Source organism: Furfurilactobacillus milii, from assembly GCF_009864005.1.
GTDB classification, from domain to species: domain Bacteria; phylum Bacillota; class Bacilli; order Lactobacillales; family Lactobacillaceae; genus Furfurilactobacillus; species Furfurilactobacillus rossiae_B.
The window spans coordinates 229,823-245,562 of the sequence record NZ_WEZQ01000005.1 but is presented as its reverse complement, the minus strand read 5'-3'; the positions used below and the strand labels follow the sequence as shown (position 1 = coordinate 245,562).

Genomic DNA, 15,740 nt, shown 5'->3' with positions numbered 1-15,740 from the left:
TCCTAAGAAAAATGGCTAACTTGAAAATGTTTTTAAACAGACACTTTTGACATAAACAAATTGATAAAATGACATTCAATTAAGTTGGGCCAAAAATCAAAAGACCTCACGATTGATGAGGTCTTTCGATAATCAATTTAAATTCTCTTTACTTAACAAAATTGACTCCAGAAATCTTTTGCATTTCTGTTAAAAACCTATCTTGAATCGTTTCATCGTCGGCTCGACGATCATAAGTGGCTAACTTCATGTGATGATAATAGTTTCCACTGACAGAAGAATTGTTTAACGTGGCTAACCAAACTTGCGTAGTATACCCAAGCGTTAAATCATCACTGGCAGCATCGCCGCCCATTCTGGTTGGGACCCAACCAGGATCAACCGCAGTTGCTGTGACATTCGGCCATAAACGAGCTAATACCTTTGTTAATAACAAAATCTGTAGTTTAGATCCTGAATAATCTAAATCTATCAAATTATCCAAATCCAAATGACTAGCAGCATGCATTCCCGAAGAAACAAAAATTAGTCGTTTGGGTTTCTTGACTAACATAGTTAACAAGTATGGAGCCAGGACGTTAACTTGAAAGGTCAATTTGGCATTACCAGTGTATACTCCTGCATTATGAATAATTGTGTCAAACCTCCCTAATTTATTAATTTGTTTTGCCAGGTTATCAATGTCTTTTCTCGAAGACAAATCACCAATTACAATATCTTTTACTTGCGGCAATTCCTGCTTGACTTCTGCAGCTCTTTGCTCGTTTCGTGCATGTAAAACAACTTCATTTCCTTGATTAATCAATTTTTTAGCAGTTAATAAGCCTAAACCTTCTGTTGATCCGGTAACTAAAATTTTTGCCATATTTATCTCTCCTTAAAACTTAAATTCTGCACGAATGACTATGTCGTTTGCTTGTTGTGCAAGCGTTTCTAAATTTTTCTTGGGTCGACCTAGTAAATATAAATCGTTTGCTGGTTCGCTGATGGCATCACGATAATAAATCGTAACGGTTTGCAAACTCGGAACGTAGTACAGACCTCTGCGAGGGGGCATCACGATTTTAGGAAGATTTTCAATATTTAATTTTCTTGGAAGATATCCCCAGTAACGTGTATCTTGTCCCACGTATAAATCAATGAATACAGGTAGCAAGTGATAAAAGCTTTCGCTCAGATTATTTTCAATTAGTTCAAATTCATATCCTTGTTTACAAGTCTGCAATGAAACATTCCCTATCACCGTTTGACACCTCTTATCTATTACCGGGCAAAATCATAAACTGTCAAAAATGCTAAAAGGAAACAATCTAAAATTCGATGTGTAAAATAAAAAGACAACCTAAAAACTTTTAGATTGTCTTCTTGTATCGAATGCAATCACAGTAACGTTATTTTATTCACCTTTGTAAAAATTAATCATCGTTCTCACGAAATTCAAAATGACCAGTTTTAACAAAACGAGCAAACATTTCGACGGTTTCAGGATCATGTGGACTAAAGAAAAGCGTATTACCAGTGTCCAAACCACGAATTTCTTTTAAATCTTCTTCGTCAAGTTTAAAATCCCAAATATTCAAATTTTCAGCCATTCGCTCTTTATGAACAGATTTAGGAATAATAACAACCCCATTTTGGGTTAAATAACGTAAGGCAACCTGTGGTCCAGTTTTTTCATATTTTTGACCAATTCGTTTCAAAATTTCATTTTTAAAGAAGTCATGTCTGCCTTCTGCAAATGGTCCCCATGATTCAATCTGAGTATTATGACGATCCATATACTTCCGTAAATTCCATTCTTGATCAAACACATGTGTTTCAACTTGGTTAACAGCCGGAGTGACATCACTGTATTGCACTAAATCGACATATCGATCTGGCATGAAATTAGCAACTCCAATGGCACGAATTTTTCCAGCTTTATAAAGTTCCTCTAACGCTTGATAAGCACCATAATAATCTCCGTATGGTTGGTGCAACAAAACTAAATCTATATAATCCGTTTGCAAATCTTGTAACGATTTTTCAACGGAATCCTTAGCAACCTGATAGCCATAATTACTAATCCAAACTTTTGTAGTAATAAAGATATCCTCGCGACTGAGGCCACTTTCTGAGATTGCAGCTCCCACTGCGCTTTCATTGTCGTAAGCTTGTGCTGTATCAATCATTCGGTAACCAGTTGAAAAGGCATCTAACACTGCTTGTTTAACTTCATCAAAACTCCCAGCATCCAGAACTCCTAATCCTTCTTGTGGCATTTCGACCCCATTGTTCAATTTGATCATTGGAACTTCAATCATAATTATTTCCTCCTAAAATCTGAAAAATTCTGTTAAAATGTTGCGTCCCAAAAATAGGATTTTGTTTACAGATCATTACGATCAAAAAGCAACTTCAACGTTTCAACAGAAGTTATCCTATCAGTCATTTGTTTGACAGCGAAGTGCTCAAAATGTTTAAATGGCATTAACTTTAGGTTAATGCTGGTGAGGTGTAATTGAATGATTAACCAAATGTATTTGACCTTTTTACAAGTGGCGCAAAGTGGTAGCTTTTCCAAAGCTGCTCAGCGCCTCTTCATTTCTCCAGTCTCTGTCATGAAGCAAATCAATAACTTGGAAGCGCAATTGGAAGTCCCACTTTTTAAACGCAGTACACAAGGTGTCATACTTACTGATGCCGGCAGAAGTCTGTTTGATTCCGTCACTAAAATCAACACCACTGCAAATACCGCAATTGAAAAGGCCCGAGAAACTGGTCAAAAAAGCAAGCAAATTATTAGCGTTGGCGCCTCAATCATGCGTCCTGGCACACCAATGGTTGAAATTTGGCGAAAATATAGTCACACACTTAAAGATTTCAAACTTCAGGTGATTCCAATTAACGATGATGACATCACTCTACAAACGCCGTCTGCAAAGATTGGCGCAGAAATAGATTGTGTATCTGGGCCTACTGATTCAATGCAATGGCAACAAAATTACAGCGTACTAGTTTTAGGAATGGATCAGTTTCGATTGGCCGTTCCACGGACTCATCGACTAGCTAAAAAGGACAAATTAAATTTTGATGATTTAAACGGGGAGACGATTGTCTGCCCTCCACGTGATCAAGCTTCCATTATTGATAAAATTTGTCAGGATATTGAAAAAAATCATCCGCAAATCAAAATCATTAATACAACGCGTTTTTTTAATACCGACGTATTTAATGAATACGCAAATTCTGATGCCCTTTTGCTAACTCGTGATATTTGGAGTAACTTACAACCGCTGATGAAGACCGTTCCGGTAAAATGGACATATGAATCTCCCTATGGATTAATTTATGCAAAGAACCCATCGGCAAAAATGCAGCAATTCGTCAAAATCATTAGTCAGAACTTACACACCAATCAAAAGTAAAAAAACAACAGTGAGCTGAAATAGAGGCTCACTGTTGTTTTTTGATAGTATTTCATTCTTTATTAACTTGAAGTTAATACCCTTTTAGCCGTTTAGTCCCTTCGCTTTTGCTGAAACTGCAATTAATATAAATTCGTATTCGGAATTGCCAAACGTCCAATAAGAAAAGGATTTTATTAAAATGAAGATAAGAAAACTAAACGATTTAACAGTTTCAGCGATTGGATTTGGTTCAATGGGATTATCACACGCCTATGGCAACGCCCTTGATCCAGTAACTGCCGAAAAGTGAATTCGAGAAGCATATGAGGCTGGCTACAGAATTTTCGATACAGCTGAACTTTACGTTGGTCAGCAAGCAGATGGCACACCATCAATTAATGAAAAGCTCGTTGGCCAAGCACTTAAGCCAATCCGTGACAAGGTTGTTATCGCCAGCAAGGGAGGTCTTTATTGGAATAATGACCATACAAAGAGCATTCCAAACGCTCAACCAGATAGTCTACGGCATTTACTTGAAGGTAGTTTAAAACGTTTAGATGTTGATTCCATTGATTTATATTATCAGCATCAGGAGGATCCAAACGTCAGTCCAGAAGAAGTTGCGGACTTAATGGGACAGTTTATTAAAGAAGGCAAGATTCAATACTGGAGAATTTCCAACGCTTCAGCTGATTACATCAAGCGGGCTAACGCAGTGACAAAAGGTACAGCCGTCCAAACCCGTTATTCCATGATGGCCAGAAAGGCTGAGCAACTACTGCCCTTACTAGAAAGTTTGCATATTGGCCTAGTCGCGTACAGTCCAATGGCGAATGGATTTCTGTCAGGAAATATCAAACAGAATACTCAATATGATCAAAAGAGTGATTTGAAGCCACACGCCACAGTATTCTCCAAAAGGTATTCAAAAAGCTCAGCAACTGACAGAACTGTTATTGTCCCCTTAGAGTAGACAGACGAAATAATAAATCGTCTATCTATTCTAAGGGGATTTTATTATGGAAAAACAAGGACGTTCGTATAGCCTTGAACAAAGGCTTGATACGTTTCATCAATTCAAACACTCAGGTCAAAGTCTGACGGCGTTCGCTAAAACCTGTGGAATCTCATGGGGTGTCTTAAAAAAATGGTATGAGGTTGAACAGTCAGAAGGTATCAGAGCACTTGAACCAAGTCATGAATGGAAACGGTATTCGCAAGATACAAAGAATGCCGCAGTTCATAATCGCTAATTCAACGTTATGCATCAAAATTACCGCCCTGACACTATCAAACTAAGTCAGGGCGGTTTTAAGTTTGTTCAAAATGCTACTATGATAAATGAATGAATCTATTTATTGGAGGTACTCATGAGTAAATCAAGATTAGTAGCATACACTGATGCAATCATCGCCATTATCGCGACAATCTTAGTTTTATCTTTACCTGATTTAGATCAATTTACCTACCAAAGCCTTCTGGTTCATTGGCCAGCGTATTTAATTTACATCATTACTTTTTTGCAGTTAATGGCCGGCTGGATCAATCACCACAACCTGTTTGCCAAATTGCCCAAACACGTCGATGGGTTTGTTTTTTGGACCAATGCTATTTGGTTATTGGTCATTTCATTCTTGCCCTATGCTGTCAAATGGGTCGGTCGATTTGCCACTCATTGGCAGCCTGAAACTTTCTATTTATTGATTATTATTCTTGGCGGTGTGGCCTTCAGTTTTCTTGAAATTGCTATCGATCGAATGACTGATACACCGGTTAAAATTAACTATTGGTTGTATGCAATTCTGATACTAGCTTTGGTGGTAACATACTTCTTTCCGTATTTCGGAATCCTGACAGCCTTTAGTCAGATTTTCAACATCATCACTACACCGGTTAAAGCCTAATTAACAAAAAAATGCATCCACAAATCGCTTAAAATGGCATACTATCCAAGAATTTTAGTGGGCATAAAAATGGGCGTAAAGTCATTCTTATTGATAATAAAGGCTTACTCCATCTGTTGGTTCTATGTAATTCACTTACCTAAATGTCACCGTTAATTACAATGTTGTGTAAACAAAAGGCCCCCACAGACGGGGACCATTCACTAATTGAGAACTAAATTTATGTCTTTTTTGTCCTTGCAAAGAAGCTTTACTCATGGCAATGTTCAATCTACCATTGAATAGTCACAAAAATCGCTCCTTTGATCTGTCAACGGGTATTATCCGTTGACAGATTTTCATTTATTAGAATTTGGTACATATCTTAAGGTAATTAGGGCAAAATCTTTTATTTTTCGTAATGTAAGTTTGACTTTTTTCAGTAAAGTTCACATAAAAATCATCCAATGATTTTATTTTACCAGTTTCTTCGACGCTTTCGATACATCTGTTGCTTTCAGAGGTAAAATTCAAAAAAACGACGATTTATTTCTAATCAAAATTGGGTGGTAAGTCCTCAGTAAAACACTGAAAACTTACCACCCTAAAAACAACATAACGGCAGTGATTTTTTAACTAAGCATGTGAATCCAATAAAACTTGTGCACTATATTGGTCGATAAAGACTTGGTTGCAATAACCAGCATTCAAAGCAGCCTTAAGCGTTGGAACAGTTTCAACATTATGCACCGCTGCAATAGAATGTTCCTTCTGCTTAAGGTTGTTGAGAGACGTGGTAACCACTCGTTCATCTAAATCTGGATCAACGACAGCGCCATTGGCGTCGATAAAGTGACCTAACACGTCACCAACGGCTGCTTCAGTGAGTGCTTGTTTTTGCTCATCCTTAAAGTAATTCATCTGATTTAAGAATGGACTATCTTCTATCGAGTCTAGCGAAATTAGCGCAATGTTTGCCAAGCGGCCAAGCTTTTCAAGATGTCGAATAAGAACTTCTTTTTCAACGAGTTCCTTTGCAGCGACATCGTCAAAGACAACCGGTAGCGGCAGAAAACTAGCCTTTGTTTGATAGGCATGAGCCAGTTTGTCACCCGTTTCATATGCAAACGCTTCACAATCGGAATTGGCAATGATTCCCGTTAAAGATAAGACTACAACATCACGCACATTTTTGGACGTCAGATGGTTGGCAATCATTTTTAGTGCTTCACTGCTGCCAAAACCAATGATGTCACCATTTTTAACTAAGTCATCTAAGTAATTAGCCGTTGACAGCGCAACCTTATCAAGGATCGTGCTTCGATTATTTTGGAAAGTCGGAACAACAGTGAACTGAACTTCTGGATAAAGCTCATGTAGCTGACTAGCCAACACGTTAGCATCACGAAGACCGTCATTCACGGTGATCGTTACAAAACCGTTTTCTCGTGCTAATGAAAGCATTCTGGATACTGTTGCCTTAGAAATTCCTTCTCGTTTAGCCAACTGATTCTGACTAATACCTTCGACATAATACAACCTAGCGAGTCGTAACATTTGGTTACGTTTGTTAAGGGTACTTATTGTAATGACCTCCTAAAAACAAGGTTATTTCTTATTGATAGCTGAGAAGTCTCTGTAAAAATCCTTAACATTATTATACGCCAGCTGATACATTTTGAAATACTTATTATACAATGCATTCTTCTTAATGTTTGGGACAACTCGCTGATCGATTTTAATCCACTTTGAAACATCATTAGGGTCAACCGCATGGATACCAATACCCGCTAGGATTGCGCTACCTAAATTAGCTTCACCACCTGACTTGGTTGTAAGTACAGTTTTTCCAGTAACGTCTGCAATCATTTGTACCATCTTTTTGGAGTTGCTGACCCCGCCAACTAAGGTAAGCTCATCGCCAATATCAGTGCCAAAAGTCTCGATGCTCTGGCGGACTGAATACGCAATTGCTTCTTGAAACGCATTATACAACTCATACTTGGTTGTCTTAAGCGATAATCCTAAAATGGTGCCTCGGACTGTTGAATTCCATAATGGGCTACGTTCGCCCATGAAAAACGGTAGGACAAGGAGACCGTTACTGCCGGCCGGAATGTTGGCACTTTGAATATCTAGCTTTTTCGGGCCCTCATTTTCATCTAATTCGCGTTCAAACTCCTTAACGAACCAGGCCACAATTGCCCCAGCGGTGTTAGCACCCGCAAAATTATAGTACAGCCCCTTTGGATTATAAGCGTATGGCCAAATAATCAAACCGTTATCTCGTAACGGTTTTTCAGTAACCAAAGCAGCGTTCATTGACGTTCCTAGGGCAACCGTCACCTTACCAGGTTTAACAACGCCCGTTCCGACGGTTGCTGGGCCGACATCGACTCCGGTGTTGAATACCGGTGTGCCGGTTTTAACTCCAAGCCGCTGAGCCCATTTTTCGGTCACCTTACCGGCTACTTCAGTACTCGTGACGAACTTTTGTGGCAACTTAGAAATGTTTAATCCTAATTTATCAGCAAGCTTGGTTGACCATTCGTCTGTATTAATATCAAATACTCCGGCTAAGTTTCCAGCCGCCGAGTAATTAATACTTGTCTGACCAGTCAATTCGCGAATAACAAAAGATTCAGGTGGCAAAAACTGGTCAGTTTGTTGATAAAGATCAGGCTGGTGCTTTTTTAACCACATGAGTTTTGTATAACCGTAATATGGATCAGCCAAATTAGCCGTTACGGCCATCAATTCTTTATCACTAACAAGTTTCTTAACTTGGTCAGTTTCAGCAGTTGCTCGCCGGTCCATCCAAATCAAGGCAGGTCCTAACACTGAACCACTTTTATCAACTGGAATCCCGGAACCTCCGTACAACCCATCGATTCCAATAGCGACAATATCTGCATCATCAACATGCGACGATAATTTTCGAATCACAGCTGTGACGGCATTGAGCCAATCTTCAGCGTTAGATTCCGCCCAACCCGGATGTGGCGTCATAAATGCGTAGTTGTCTTTCTTTTGCGCAACAATCTCACCATTGGTGGTCATTAAAATTGCTTTGGTTCCTGAAGTACCAATATCGATTCCCAATATATACTTGGACATGGTAATCTACCCTCTTCTAAACTAGTTTAGTCTTCTAACCCTGTGGTTACTTTGAAGCTACGACTTTCTTGTGGCTTGAGCATAATTAAGGTGCCCTTTTTCTTTGCAGCCGTCCGACCCTCCGTGCGACTAGTTGCCGGAAGCGCAAATGCAGCAACCTGAAGGTCAGGATTAGCCATTAACCAACGTGTTACATCTGGAAATTGTTTCGTGTTAAACGCTACCTTGGCGGTATGTTTCTCATCCATTGTCATTTCAAACACTGCATCATCCACGAATTCATTCAATTTATCTCCGAAAAAGACAATTTCAGGGTCAAAGTGGTTAGGATCATCAAGTTCGTTAATTAACTCACCTGATTTTGCAACCTTATCGGTGAACGCCAACCATTCTTTAGTTGGGTGAATGTGATCTGGAATCGAAGTTCGTAATTCAAAGGCTCTGTCCGGAATGTTTTGAGTGATCTTAGCACCTTTAACGAATTTATAGTTAATATGCGTTAGGTACTGTAAAGGCATTTCTTGACACTCAGAAAGGTTCTTAACGAACATTTTAATGTCAAACAAGGCGCTCCCTTTCTTTAATGTCACAGATGGGTTGGCAAAGTAATGATCACCAAAGCCTTTAACATATTCAACCTGACTACTGATCGTAACGGTATCTTCATCTACATAGACAAAAGATGAATCCATCGGCGTAAGTGGAAATTCACCATGTGCATAATGATCATCCTCAGGACCGGGATTACCACTAGCCAATAGACCTGAATGAAATTGAAATGGGCCGTATGAATCAGTAATTTGCTTACCTGGATATGGCTGTTTGAAAGTGTTTTTCATCTTCAAATCAAGCCCGTCAAACACAGCTTCCCAGATCATTAGTCCTTCAAATGGTAAAAATGTCAGATAACCACGTGAATTACGAACTTTTAGTGCTTCAACACCAGATGAATATTTAAAACTAGAAATGGTAAATTCGTCGTTTTCAATTAGCACGCGTGGTTGTTCTTTAAAACTATCTCTGTACAATCTGAATTTTGTCATTTTGTTGCCTTCGTTTCTTTAGCCAAACCATCAAATGGATGCTTGATGTAGTGGTAAGCATAGACAATCATTGCGCCAAAAGTTAAGAAATGAACGGCAAATGAAATCGTCATTGATCCAGTAATGTCAGCAAACCAGCCTTGAATTGCTGGCCAAACACCGCCTCCAACGACCATCATTACTAACATGGCACCGGCAGTTTCAGTTTGGTGAGGGTCTTTGATGAAACCAAGCGTTTCAGTATAAATTGTTGCATACCCAGGCCCCATTAAGCCGGAAACCAGAATGGCAACATAAACACCATTGAAGCTTCTATCAATCATCATGTAACCGATCGCAATAAAGCCGAGAATTGAATACCAAAGTAAAACCTTCAAGTGTGGAATTTTTCTCATCAGATAGTCAGCAATGATTCGGCCAACAAAGAAAGCAATATAACTGACGATGACATAGTTTGACGACGTTCGTTCATTGATCGAGTGATCCAAATTTAATGCTAAACGAATTGTGAATGACCAAATTGAAACTTGCAGGCCAACATACATAAACAATGTAAACATACCGTAAGTAAAATTATGGTTTTTCAATAACGCTATTACTGTTTGACCTAAATTTTCTTTAGGCTTCGTTTCGTTTGCTTTAGCCTTTGGCTTACCACTTGGAAATTGCGTAATTAAGAACAGTATAATCATGACCGCAATCACCATAATGATGTATTTGTATGGCTGAAGTGTTTTTTGCAAAGCCGCTTCACCAAAACGAACACGAGCACTCCCTGATAACTTGCTGAGTTGTGCATCAAGATTCTCACCACCAGAGAAAATGAGGTACTTCCCAAGCAGAATCCCGGCAATTGACCCAAACGGTAAAAATGTTTGTGAAATATTCAACCTTAAGGTTCGCTGCTTTTCTGGTCCTAACAGAGCTGAATCAGTATCGGCAGCAGTTTCAATAACTGTCAGACCAGCTGCTAAAACAAACAGTGCTGCTAAGAAAAAGCCGTAAGTTGCTGCAGCCGATGCTGGAAAGAACAGCACACAGCCAATCAAATACAGTAACAAGCCAATAATAATTGTCAGCTTGTATGAAGTTTTTTTGATCAACCATGATGCTGGAATTGCCATCAAAAAATATCCCAATGAAAACGCACTTTGAACGTAGGCCGAAGCCAAGTTACTTAATTGAAAAATTGATTTAAACTGAGTGATCAAAATATCGTTTAAACTGGCTGCGGCCCCCCACATTGGAAATAACAGTGACACCAAGACAAATTGAACAACCGGCATCTTACTGGTATATCCGTTATCTAATTCTTTTCCACGAAACTTGATCAAGCCAAACCCGTGGCTGTTCTTTGTTTCCATATACAGCACTCCTCGTCTTATAAACTGTTGCTACATTTTGTAACCGCTGTCATTATAGCACGTTGTGAAATTAATTCCACGAAAGAGTAGAAATTAGTTTTAATTTTCAAAATTCAATTTCCCCTTTTTTATTGATAAATCAACTAACCAATAAACTCTGTAAGTGCTTTTCAACTAAACAAAATGCCGCCTGCCTAAAGCAACTTGTTTACAATAATTTTGATCGTTTTAAAATCGACTCAAATGTTTACAAAATATCAGACTAAAACCTTGAAAAATTTGTTTTTAAATTTCTATATTGACTACACGAACATACATTCGTATAATTTATTTAATCGCTTACGCATGGAGGCAAATGAAATGACATCACCAAATAGCAATCAGCGTTGGTTAACGCAGCTTCTTTCTATCGAGCGGGGCAAAAACTTTCACCTTTCTGAATTGCCCTTCTATCAAATCGCCAAAACCGATCCAGAACGATTAGTTCAGTTTCAGCAGGCTTTTGATACATGGATAGCTCAAACACATGAAAAATATGTTAGCAAAGGTGCCACAAATTATTTGAGAGTTAGCTAATGCAAGAAAAAAGCATGTAACGTACACTTGCGCAAAGACACCTCATCCCTAAAAATGGAATGAGGTGTCTTTGCAATTAAATAAAAATCTCAGAATTTTTACGACATGATTATTAGATCATTATTCTCATCTGTTAATTACATTCTCGCTGAGACAGTAAAATGCGTTATTGAATCTCCTTAAGCAACAATTTAGCCACCGCTCTCACGGAAAATGGATTTTGACCAGTTAGCAATCGACCATCTTTGACCGCGTATTCACTATAAGCACGCTTTTTTGAAAATGAAGCGCCCCGTTCTTCAGCCACTTTTTGATTAAGAAAGGGCACAACTGACTGTTTGCCAGCAATAATTTCTTCAGCATGAGTAAAACCTGTAACCGTCTTTCCTGCAATCAAGTACTGTCCCTGATCGTCCTTGATGTTAAGCAATCCGGCAATTCCATGACAAACTGAAGTGACGTATCCGCCCTGATCATAAATGGCCAAAGCCAAGTGTTGCAACTCATCATTGTTCGGAAAATCCCACATTACGCCATGACCACCGGTGTAATAGATTGCCACATAATCATCTGGGTTCACTTCGTTTGGTCGAAGCGTATTTGTCAGTGCGCGGTGCACAAAATCCGGAGATTCATAAACAGCCATGATTGATTCATCAGTATACTTCATGCTTCGTGGATCAAGAGGCACGAACCCGCCTTTGGGGCTAACATAATCGACAGCAATTTTTGCCTTGTTCATTTCATCAACGAATTCTGCGGCTTCACCTAACCAGAGGCCGGTTGGATCCTTGGTACCTTGATAACGCGTGACGTTAGTTTCAACAATTAAGATTTTTTTCATCGTTTACATGTTCCTCCGTTCCCACAACAAATGTGATTTATATCTTCCATGTTAAACGTATTTTACTCCATTAACTTGTTATCGGCGTCCTTCAAGTTTGCAGCATCACGACTGCTTTATCTCCCAGCCCACGTTCCTTAGGCATGAAGGTTTAAACAAAACAGTGCTACTAAAAAAACATAACCATTATTCATTAGAACAATGATTATGCTTATTTGAATCGAGTACTTACATATGGTTTATTCTTTAATCAAAAATTATTGTTAGAACGCCAATAAGTGACTTGTTTACGCTTATTTTAGTAGGAAACGCATTAACGATTTTACATGAAGTTACCTACCTTCAGTAACGTTGGGTAAAGACCGGATTGTCACCGCTAACTAAAGTAATTCGTTGGCGAATATAACTTCGATTTTCAATAATATCTAGCATCCCTTTTGCATAATCCGCATAGGTAATGTAATCATTACGGCCATCATCAGGATTTAGTGATGCGGCTGGCGTGAATTCTTCACCAGCTACACGATAATTTCCCGTTGCTCGCCGTGTTGGATCGAAATTAAACGTTGGCGTGACATAGGTCCAATTAACGTTTGAGAAAGTACGTAATATTCTCAGCCCCTCTGTGTGAGCCGCACAAAGATCTTGCATATAGTCCGGATAGTAAAAAGGTAATTCTTGTAAAGTATGTTGATGTGCTTTATCAATATACAATGTGTTGGCGCCACCAACTTTTAAATAATGAATCGGCGTACTTTTAATCAGCTCGATAATGTGCAACAAACCTTGATAATGCACCATCTCCGTTGCTGGTGTCCAAGCGCCGACCGCATCAACGATGGCATCGACTCCTTGAATATCATTCCGGTTTAAATCGAGCATATCCTTAATCATAATATTGGTTTGATCAAACCCGTTGTGTGGTCGATGAGCAATGCCGATGACTTGATGGCCACGTTTTAGGGCCTCACGCATAATTAACGAACCCGCATGTCCAAATGCACCAATGACCATTATTTTCAACCAATCACCTCATTTATCTTGTTTAGGTAAATCGCCACTAAAAAGTGTAATGCGTTGACGCACGTAATTATTTTGTTTAATCAAATCGATTACGCCGTTAGCAAAGTCAGCGTAACTAATATAATCATTTATGCCATCGTCCCCCTGCAGATTTGCCTTAAATTCCTCCGCTCCAACCTGATAAGTTCCTGTTTCTGGGCCTGCGGGAATAAAATTCACAGGCGGAGTGACGTATGTCCACGGAATATTTGAGTAAGTTCTTAAAAGCGCCAGTGCTTTAGTGTGAACACGACACAGAAACTGATACTTCGCAGGATAGTAACTCGGTAACGTTTGTAATTGACTACTGTGATCGCGATTGATATACAGCGTATTAGCCCCGCCAATTTTAATGTATCGCGTTTGCCCATCGTCTAAAAGCTGCGTTAGATGGGCAACACTGTCGTAAACGACATTTGCCGTGCCAGAACGCCAGCCACCCGTTGCATCTACAACGATATCAAAATTTTCAACATCTTGAACTGTCAGTTTTGTCACATCTTTAACAATCAAATCCTCTGCCTGAAGTTTGATTCGGGGATGAACCTTGTGAACGACTGCTGTTACTTCCCACTGTTGCTGATGCGCCTTTTCGGCAATTAATCGACCAATTTTACCGTATGCGCCCAAAATCATGACTTTCAACTAAAGACTTCCCTTCAATACTGACGGATCAATAAAAACTTGGCTTGTCACCAGCCGTATCAGGTTCATTAATACCAACAGATTGCTTAACAGCCTGTTTGGGGTCAAGAATGACTGAGGCAATATAAGCTGCAACACTACGTCTCGAAACTTCAGTGCCTTTGAACGGCTGGCCTTTTTGAGTTAACTCGTAATTTATCGCTGGTTTGTCTGAGAACCAGGCTGGCCGCACGATCGTGTAGTCTAATTTTGAGGACTCAATTGCTTTAGCCCCGGCAGCATAAGCGTCTAGTGTACTTCCAAGCATTTGGGCATTCCATTTACCATATTTACCAGGAATTTCATTGTAAATGCCATTTGCAGAAACCCAAACAATCCGTTTCAGATGAGTTTCGTTCATTGCCTTAACCACCGACTTTGCCTGTTGGCCGAGATTTTGACCATACAGATTAGCGTATACCATGTCTTGGTCGCGCATGGCATTAACTAAAGCATCGTAATCTTTAACAACGTCAGCGACAACAACTTGGACACGGGCATCATTCTGAAATTCCGTGGCAAGTCGTTCTGGATGTCGCACAAGCAGTGTCATTCGAACCTGGGGCTCGTCAATCAAAAATTGTTCAACTAAAGTAGCAATGGTGCCAGATGCACCGAGAATTAACACGTTTTTCATGATATTTTCTCCTTAAAATTTTACGAATTTAACAACTAAAACACCGATAAACATCACGGTCAGGCCAATTGCTTTCGACCGTGTGACACGGACTGAAACAGACTCGAGCAGACCAAAATGTTCGATTAATGCGCTGAAACATAACTGGCCGAATAACGCCAAAATGACGACCTGTCCAGTTCCAATAAGTGGTACTAGCCATGAACTCCCGAGGATATAAAGGGCCCCAATTATACCGCCAATCCAAATCCACCAATAATGTTTGCCTTGCTGAACAGCCAAACGAACCTCAGAAAAGTGAGTTGATATAACGACGTTGACCAATAGTAAGAGGAAAACTCCGATTGAAAAAGAAACAAACGCCGCATGAATTGGCGATTTTAAAACGACGCCGAGCGTACCATTGATTGCGGTTTGCATTGCCATCATCCCACCGGCGGCAACCGCAAAAAGTTGATACCAGATTGTTGAGGACCTTTTTTCAGCCGCCATTGCTTCTTGTTCAATTTTCCCCTGCCAGGTATCCAATACCCCTAACGACATTACCACGCCCGCTACAATCAATACTAACCCGAATATTTTAGACACCATAATGGGATTGTTTGGTGACTTGAATAATCCAAATTGATCGATCAAAACGCTCATCATAATTTGTCCCATGATTGGCAAAACCGTTGTCTGCAAACTGCCAATTTTCTGGAAAAGAATGACATTTCCGGTTAGTGCAATGGCACCGAACAGACCGCCCAACCATAGCCAAAGCGGATTATGAATCAAAACTGATACTGGAATCGTCAATGATTGGTGAGTTCCAATACTCAGTAGTAGTAAAAAAAGCCAAGCAATTAAGAATGAAACACCTGATGCCAAATACGCTGAGTGTGTAAAACTCTGCAATTTTGAATTTACAGCCGTTTGCATTGCTAATCCAGCTCCCATTAGAACTGGAAATAGTAGAAGCAGCACTGCATCACTTCCTCTCTCATTTACAGACTCTATGTTAGTGGGTTGCACCTATTAAACCAATTCGAATTCAGCCTCTAATTAATCGGTTTTTCCGATTAATTAGGGATTCACTCTCGTGACAAGTCATTTCAGCCGAAAGACAAAAAAATTCCCACATCAAATGAGAGATGTGAGA

General features: G+C 39.5%; 17 protein-coding genes. 5 read left to right on the top strand and 12 right to left on the bottom strand.

The features are described from left to right. Positions 1-148: 148 nt before the first annotated feature. From GB993_RS03955 to GB993_RS03945, 3 genes are all read right to left on the bottom strand, one after another. On the bottom strand, positions 149-865 hold the full coding sequence (locus GB993_RS03955; RefSeq protein ID WP_161003184.1) for an SDR family NAD(P)-dependent oxidoreductase: 717 nt from the start codon (positions 863-865) through the stop codon (positions 149-151). 12 nt (positions 866-877) lie between these two features. Next, positions 878-1,243 carry a cyclophilin-like fold protein gene (locus GB993_RS03950; protein WP_161003183.1) on the bottom strand — a complete coding sequence of 122 codons (366 nt, stop codon included), beginning with the start codon at positions 1,241-1,243 and terminating at the stop codon, positions 878-880. Between the two features lie 172 nt (positions 1,244-1,415). Further along, positions 1,416-2,303: an aldo/keto reductase gene (locus tag GB993_RS03945; RefSeq protein ID WP_238331585.1), complete on the bottom strand. Its 888-nt coding sequence runs from the start codon at positions 2,301-2,303 to the stop codon at positions 1,416-1,418. Between the two features lie 201 nt (positions 2,304-2,504). Here GB993_RS03945 and GB993_RS03940 point away from each other — a divergent pair, with 201 nt between their 5' ends. From GB993_RS03940 to GB993_RS03925, 4 genes are all read left to right on the top strand, one after another. Next, entirely contained in the window at positions 2,505-3,407 is a 903-nt protein-coding gene (locus GB993_RS03940) for a LysR family transcriptional regulator (protein ID WP_161003182.1), read from the top strand. Between the two features lie 292 nt (positions 3,408-3,699). Continuing rightward, positions 3,700-4,362: an aldo/keto reductase gene (locus GB993_RS03935; RefSeq protein WP_161003386.1), complete on the top strand. Its 663-nt coding sequence runs from the start codon at positions 3,700-3,702 to the stop codon at positions 4,360-4,362. A 46-nt stretch (positions 4,363-4,408) separates the two neighbouring features. After that, positions 4,409-4,642, top strand: a complete 234-nt coding sequence (locus GB993_RS03930; RefSeq protein WP_161003181.1) for a hypothetical protein — start codon at positions 4,409-4,411, stop codon at positions 4,640-4,642. Between the two features lie 117 nt (positions 4,643-4,759). Continuing rightward, a complete protein-coding gene (locus GB993_RS03925) occupies positions 4,760-5,293 on the top strand; it encodes a TMEM175 family protein (RefSeq protein WP_161003180.1) in 534 nt (177 codons plus the stop codon). Between the two features lie 615 nt (positions 5,294-5,908). Here the strand turns inward: GB993_RS03925 and GB993_RS03920 are convergent. The 4 genes from GB993_RS03920 to GB993_RS03905 form a co-directional block, all read right to left on the bottom strand. Then, positions 5,909-6,811 (bottom strand): sugar-binding transcriptional regulator, encoded by a 903-nt coding sequence (locus GB993_RS03920; RefSeq protein WP_161003179.1) that lies wholly within the window; start codon positions 6,809-6,811, stop codon positions 5,909-5,911. A gap of 69 nt (positions 6,812-6,880) precedes the next feature. After that, positions 6,881-8,389: an FGGY-family carbohydrate kinase gene (locus GB993_RS03915; protein ID WP_161003178.1), complete on the bottom strand. Its 1,509-nt coding sequence runs from the start codon at positions 8,387-8,389 to the stop codon at positions 6,881-6,883. Between the two features lie 26 nt (positions 8,390-8,415). After that, on the bottom strand, positions 8,416-9,432 hold the full coding sequence (locus tag GB993_RS03910) for a DUF4432 family protein (protein WP_161003177.1): 1,017 nt from the start codon (positions 9,430-9,432) through the stop codon (positions 8,416-8,418). Beyond that, the gene (locus GB993_RS03905) at positions 9,429-10,796 is read right to left on the bottom strand and encodes a sugar MFS transporter (protein ID WP_161003176.1); all 1,368 of its coding nucleotides are present in this window, start codon (positions 10,794-10,796) and stop codon (positions 9,429-9,431) included. The genes GB993_RS03910 and GB993_RS03905 overlap by 4 nt, the downstream gene beginning before the upstream one ends. Before the next feature lie 360 nt (positions 10,797-11,156). On the opposite strand from GB993_RS03905, the gene GB993_RS03900 reads away from it, so the two are divergent. Continuing rightward, positions 11,157-11,372, top strand: a complete 216-nt coding sequence (locus GB993_RS03900; RefSeq protein WP_017261897.1) for a hypothetical protein — start codon at positions 11,157-11,159, stop codon at positions 11,370-11,372. Positions 11,373-11,538: 166 nt separating this feature from the next. Here the strand turns inward: GB993_RS03900 and GB993_RS03895 are convergent, their stop codons facing one another. From GB993_RS03895 to GB993_RS03875, 5 genes are all read right to left on the bottom strand, one after another. Continuing rightward, the gene (locus GB993_RS03895) at positions 11,539-12,216 is read right to left on the bottom strand and encodes a type 1 glutamine amidotransferase domain-containing protein (RefSeq protein WP_161003175.1); all 678 of its coding nucleotides are present in this window, start codon (positions 12,214-12,216) and stop codon (positions 11,539-11,541) included. Between the two features lie 342 nt (positions 12,217-12,558). Beyond that, positions 12,559-13,230, bottom strand: a complete 672-nt coding sequence (locus GB993_RS03890) for an NAD(P)-dependent oxidoreductase (protein ID WP_238331596.1) — start codon at positions 13,228-13,230, stop codon at positions 12,559-12,561. An 18-nt stretch (positions 13,231-13,248) separates the two neighbouring features. Then, positions 13,249-13,914 (bottom strand): NAD(P)-dependent oxidoreductase, encoded by a 666-nt coding sequence (locus GB993_RS03885; RefSeq protein ID WP_238331595.1) that lies wholly within the window; start codon positions 13,912-13,914, stop codon positions 13,249-13,251. 37 nt (positions 13,915-13,951) lie between these two features. After that, positions 13,952-14,599 carry an NAD(P)H-binding protein gene (locus GB993_RS03880; protein ID WP_161003172.1) on the bottom strand — a complete coding sequence of 216 codons (648 nt, stop codon included), beginning with the start codon at positions 14,597-14,599 and terminating at the stop codon, positions 13,952-13,954. Between the two features lie 12 nt (positions 14,600-14,611). Continuing rightward, complete coding sequence (locus tag GB993_RS03875) at positions 14,612-15,565, bottom strand: DMT family transporter (RefSeq protein ID WP_347877342.1); 954 nt, start codon at positions 15,563-15,565, stop codon at positions 14,612-14,614. Positions 15,566-15,740: the final 175 nt, after the last annotated feature.

What these genes read in the sequence shown, in the direction of transcription:
- GB993_RS03885 (WP_238331595.1), bottom strand. Translation starts at nt 13,914, where the DNA reads ATGATTTTGGGCGCATACGGTAAAATTGGTCGATTAATTGCCGAAAAG.
- GB993_RS03940 (WP_161003182.1), top strand. Translation starts at nt 2,505, where the DNA reads ATGATTAACCAAATGTATTTGACCTTTTTACAAGTGGCGCAAAGTGGT.
- GB993_RS03905 (WP_161003176.1), bottom strand. Translation starts at nt 10,796, where the DNA reads ATGGAAACAAAGAACAGCCACGGGTTTGGCTTGATCAAGTTTCGTGGA.
- GB993_RS03945 (WP_238331585.1), bottom strand. Translation starts at nt 2,303, where the DNA reads ATGATTGAAGTTCCAATGATCAAATTGAACAATGGGGTCGAAATGCCA.
- GB993_RS03955 (WP_161003184.1), bottom strand. Translation starts at nt 865, where the DNA reads ATGGCAAAAATTTTAGTTACCGGATCAACAGAAGGTTTAGGCTTATTA.
- GB993_RS03930 (WP_161003181.1), top strand. Translation starts at nt 4,409, where the DNA reads ATGGAAAAACAAGGACGTTCGTATAGCCTTGAACAAAGGCTTGATACG.
- GB993_RS03895 (WP_161003175.1), bottom strand. Translation starts at nt 12,216, where the DNA reads ATGAAAAAAATCTTAATTGTTGAAACTAACGTCACGCGTTATCAAGGT.
- GB993_RS03890 (WP_238331596.1), bottom strand. Translation starts at nt 13,230, where the DNA reads ATGGTCATTGGTGCATTTGGACATGCGGGTTCGTTAATTATGCGTGAG.
- GB993_RS03910 (WP_161003177.1), bottom strand. Translation starts at nt 9,432, where the DNA reads ATGACAAAATTCAGATTGTACAGAGATAGTTTTAAAGAACAACCACGC.
- GB993_RS03925 (WP_161003180.1), top strand. Translation starts at nt 4,760, where the DNA reads ATGAGTAAATCAAGATTAGTAGCATACACTGATGCAATCATCGCCATT.
- GB993_RS03915 (WP_161003178.1), bottom strand. Translation starts at nt 8,389, where the DNA reads ATGTCCAAGTATATATTGGGAATCGATATTGGTACTTCAGGAACCAAA.
- GB993_RS03900 (WP_017261897.1), top strand. Translation starts at nt 11,157, where the DNA reads ATGACATCACCAAATAGCAATCAGCGTTGGTTAACGCAGCTTCTTTCT.
- GB993_RS03880 (WP_161003172.1), bottom strand. Translation starts at nt 14,599, where the DNA reads ATGAAAAACGTGTTAATTCTCGGTGCATCTGGCACCATTGCTACTTTA.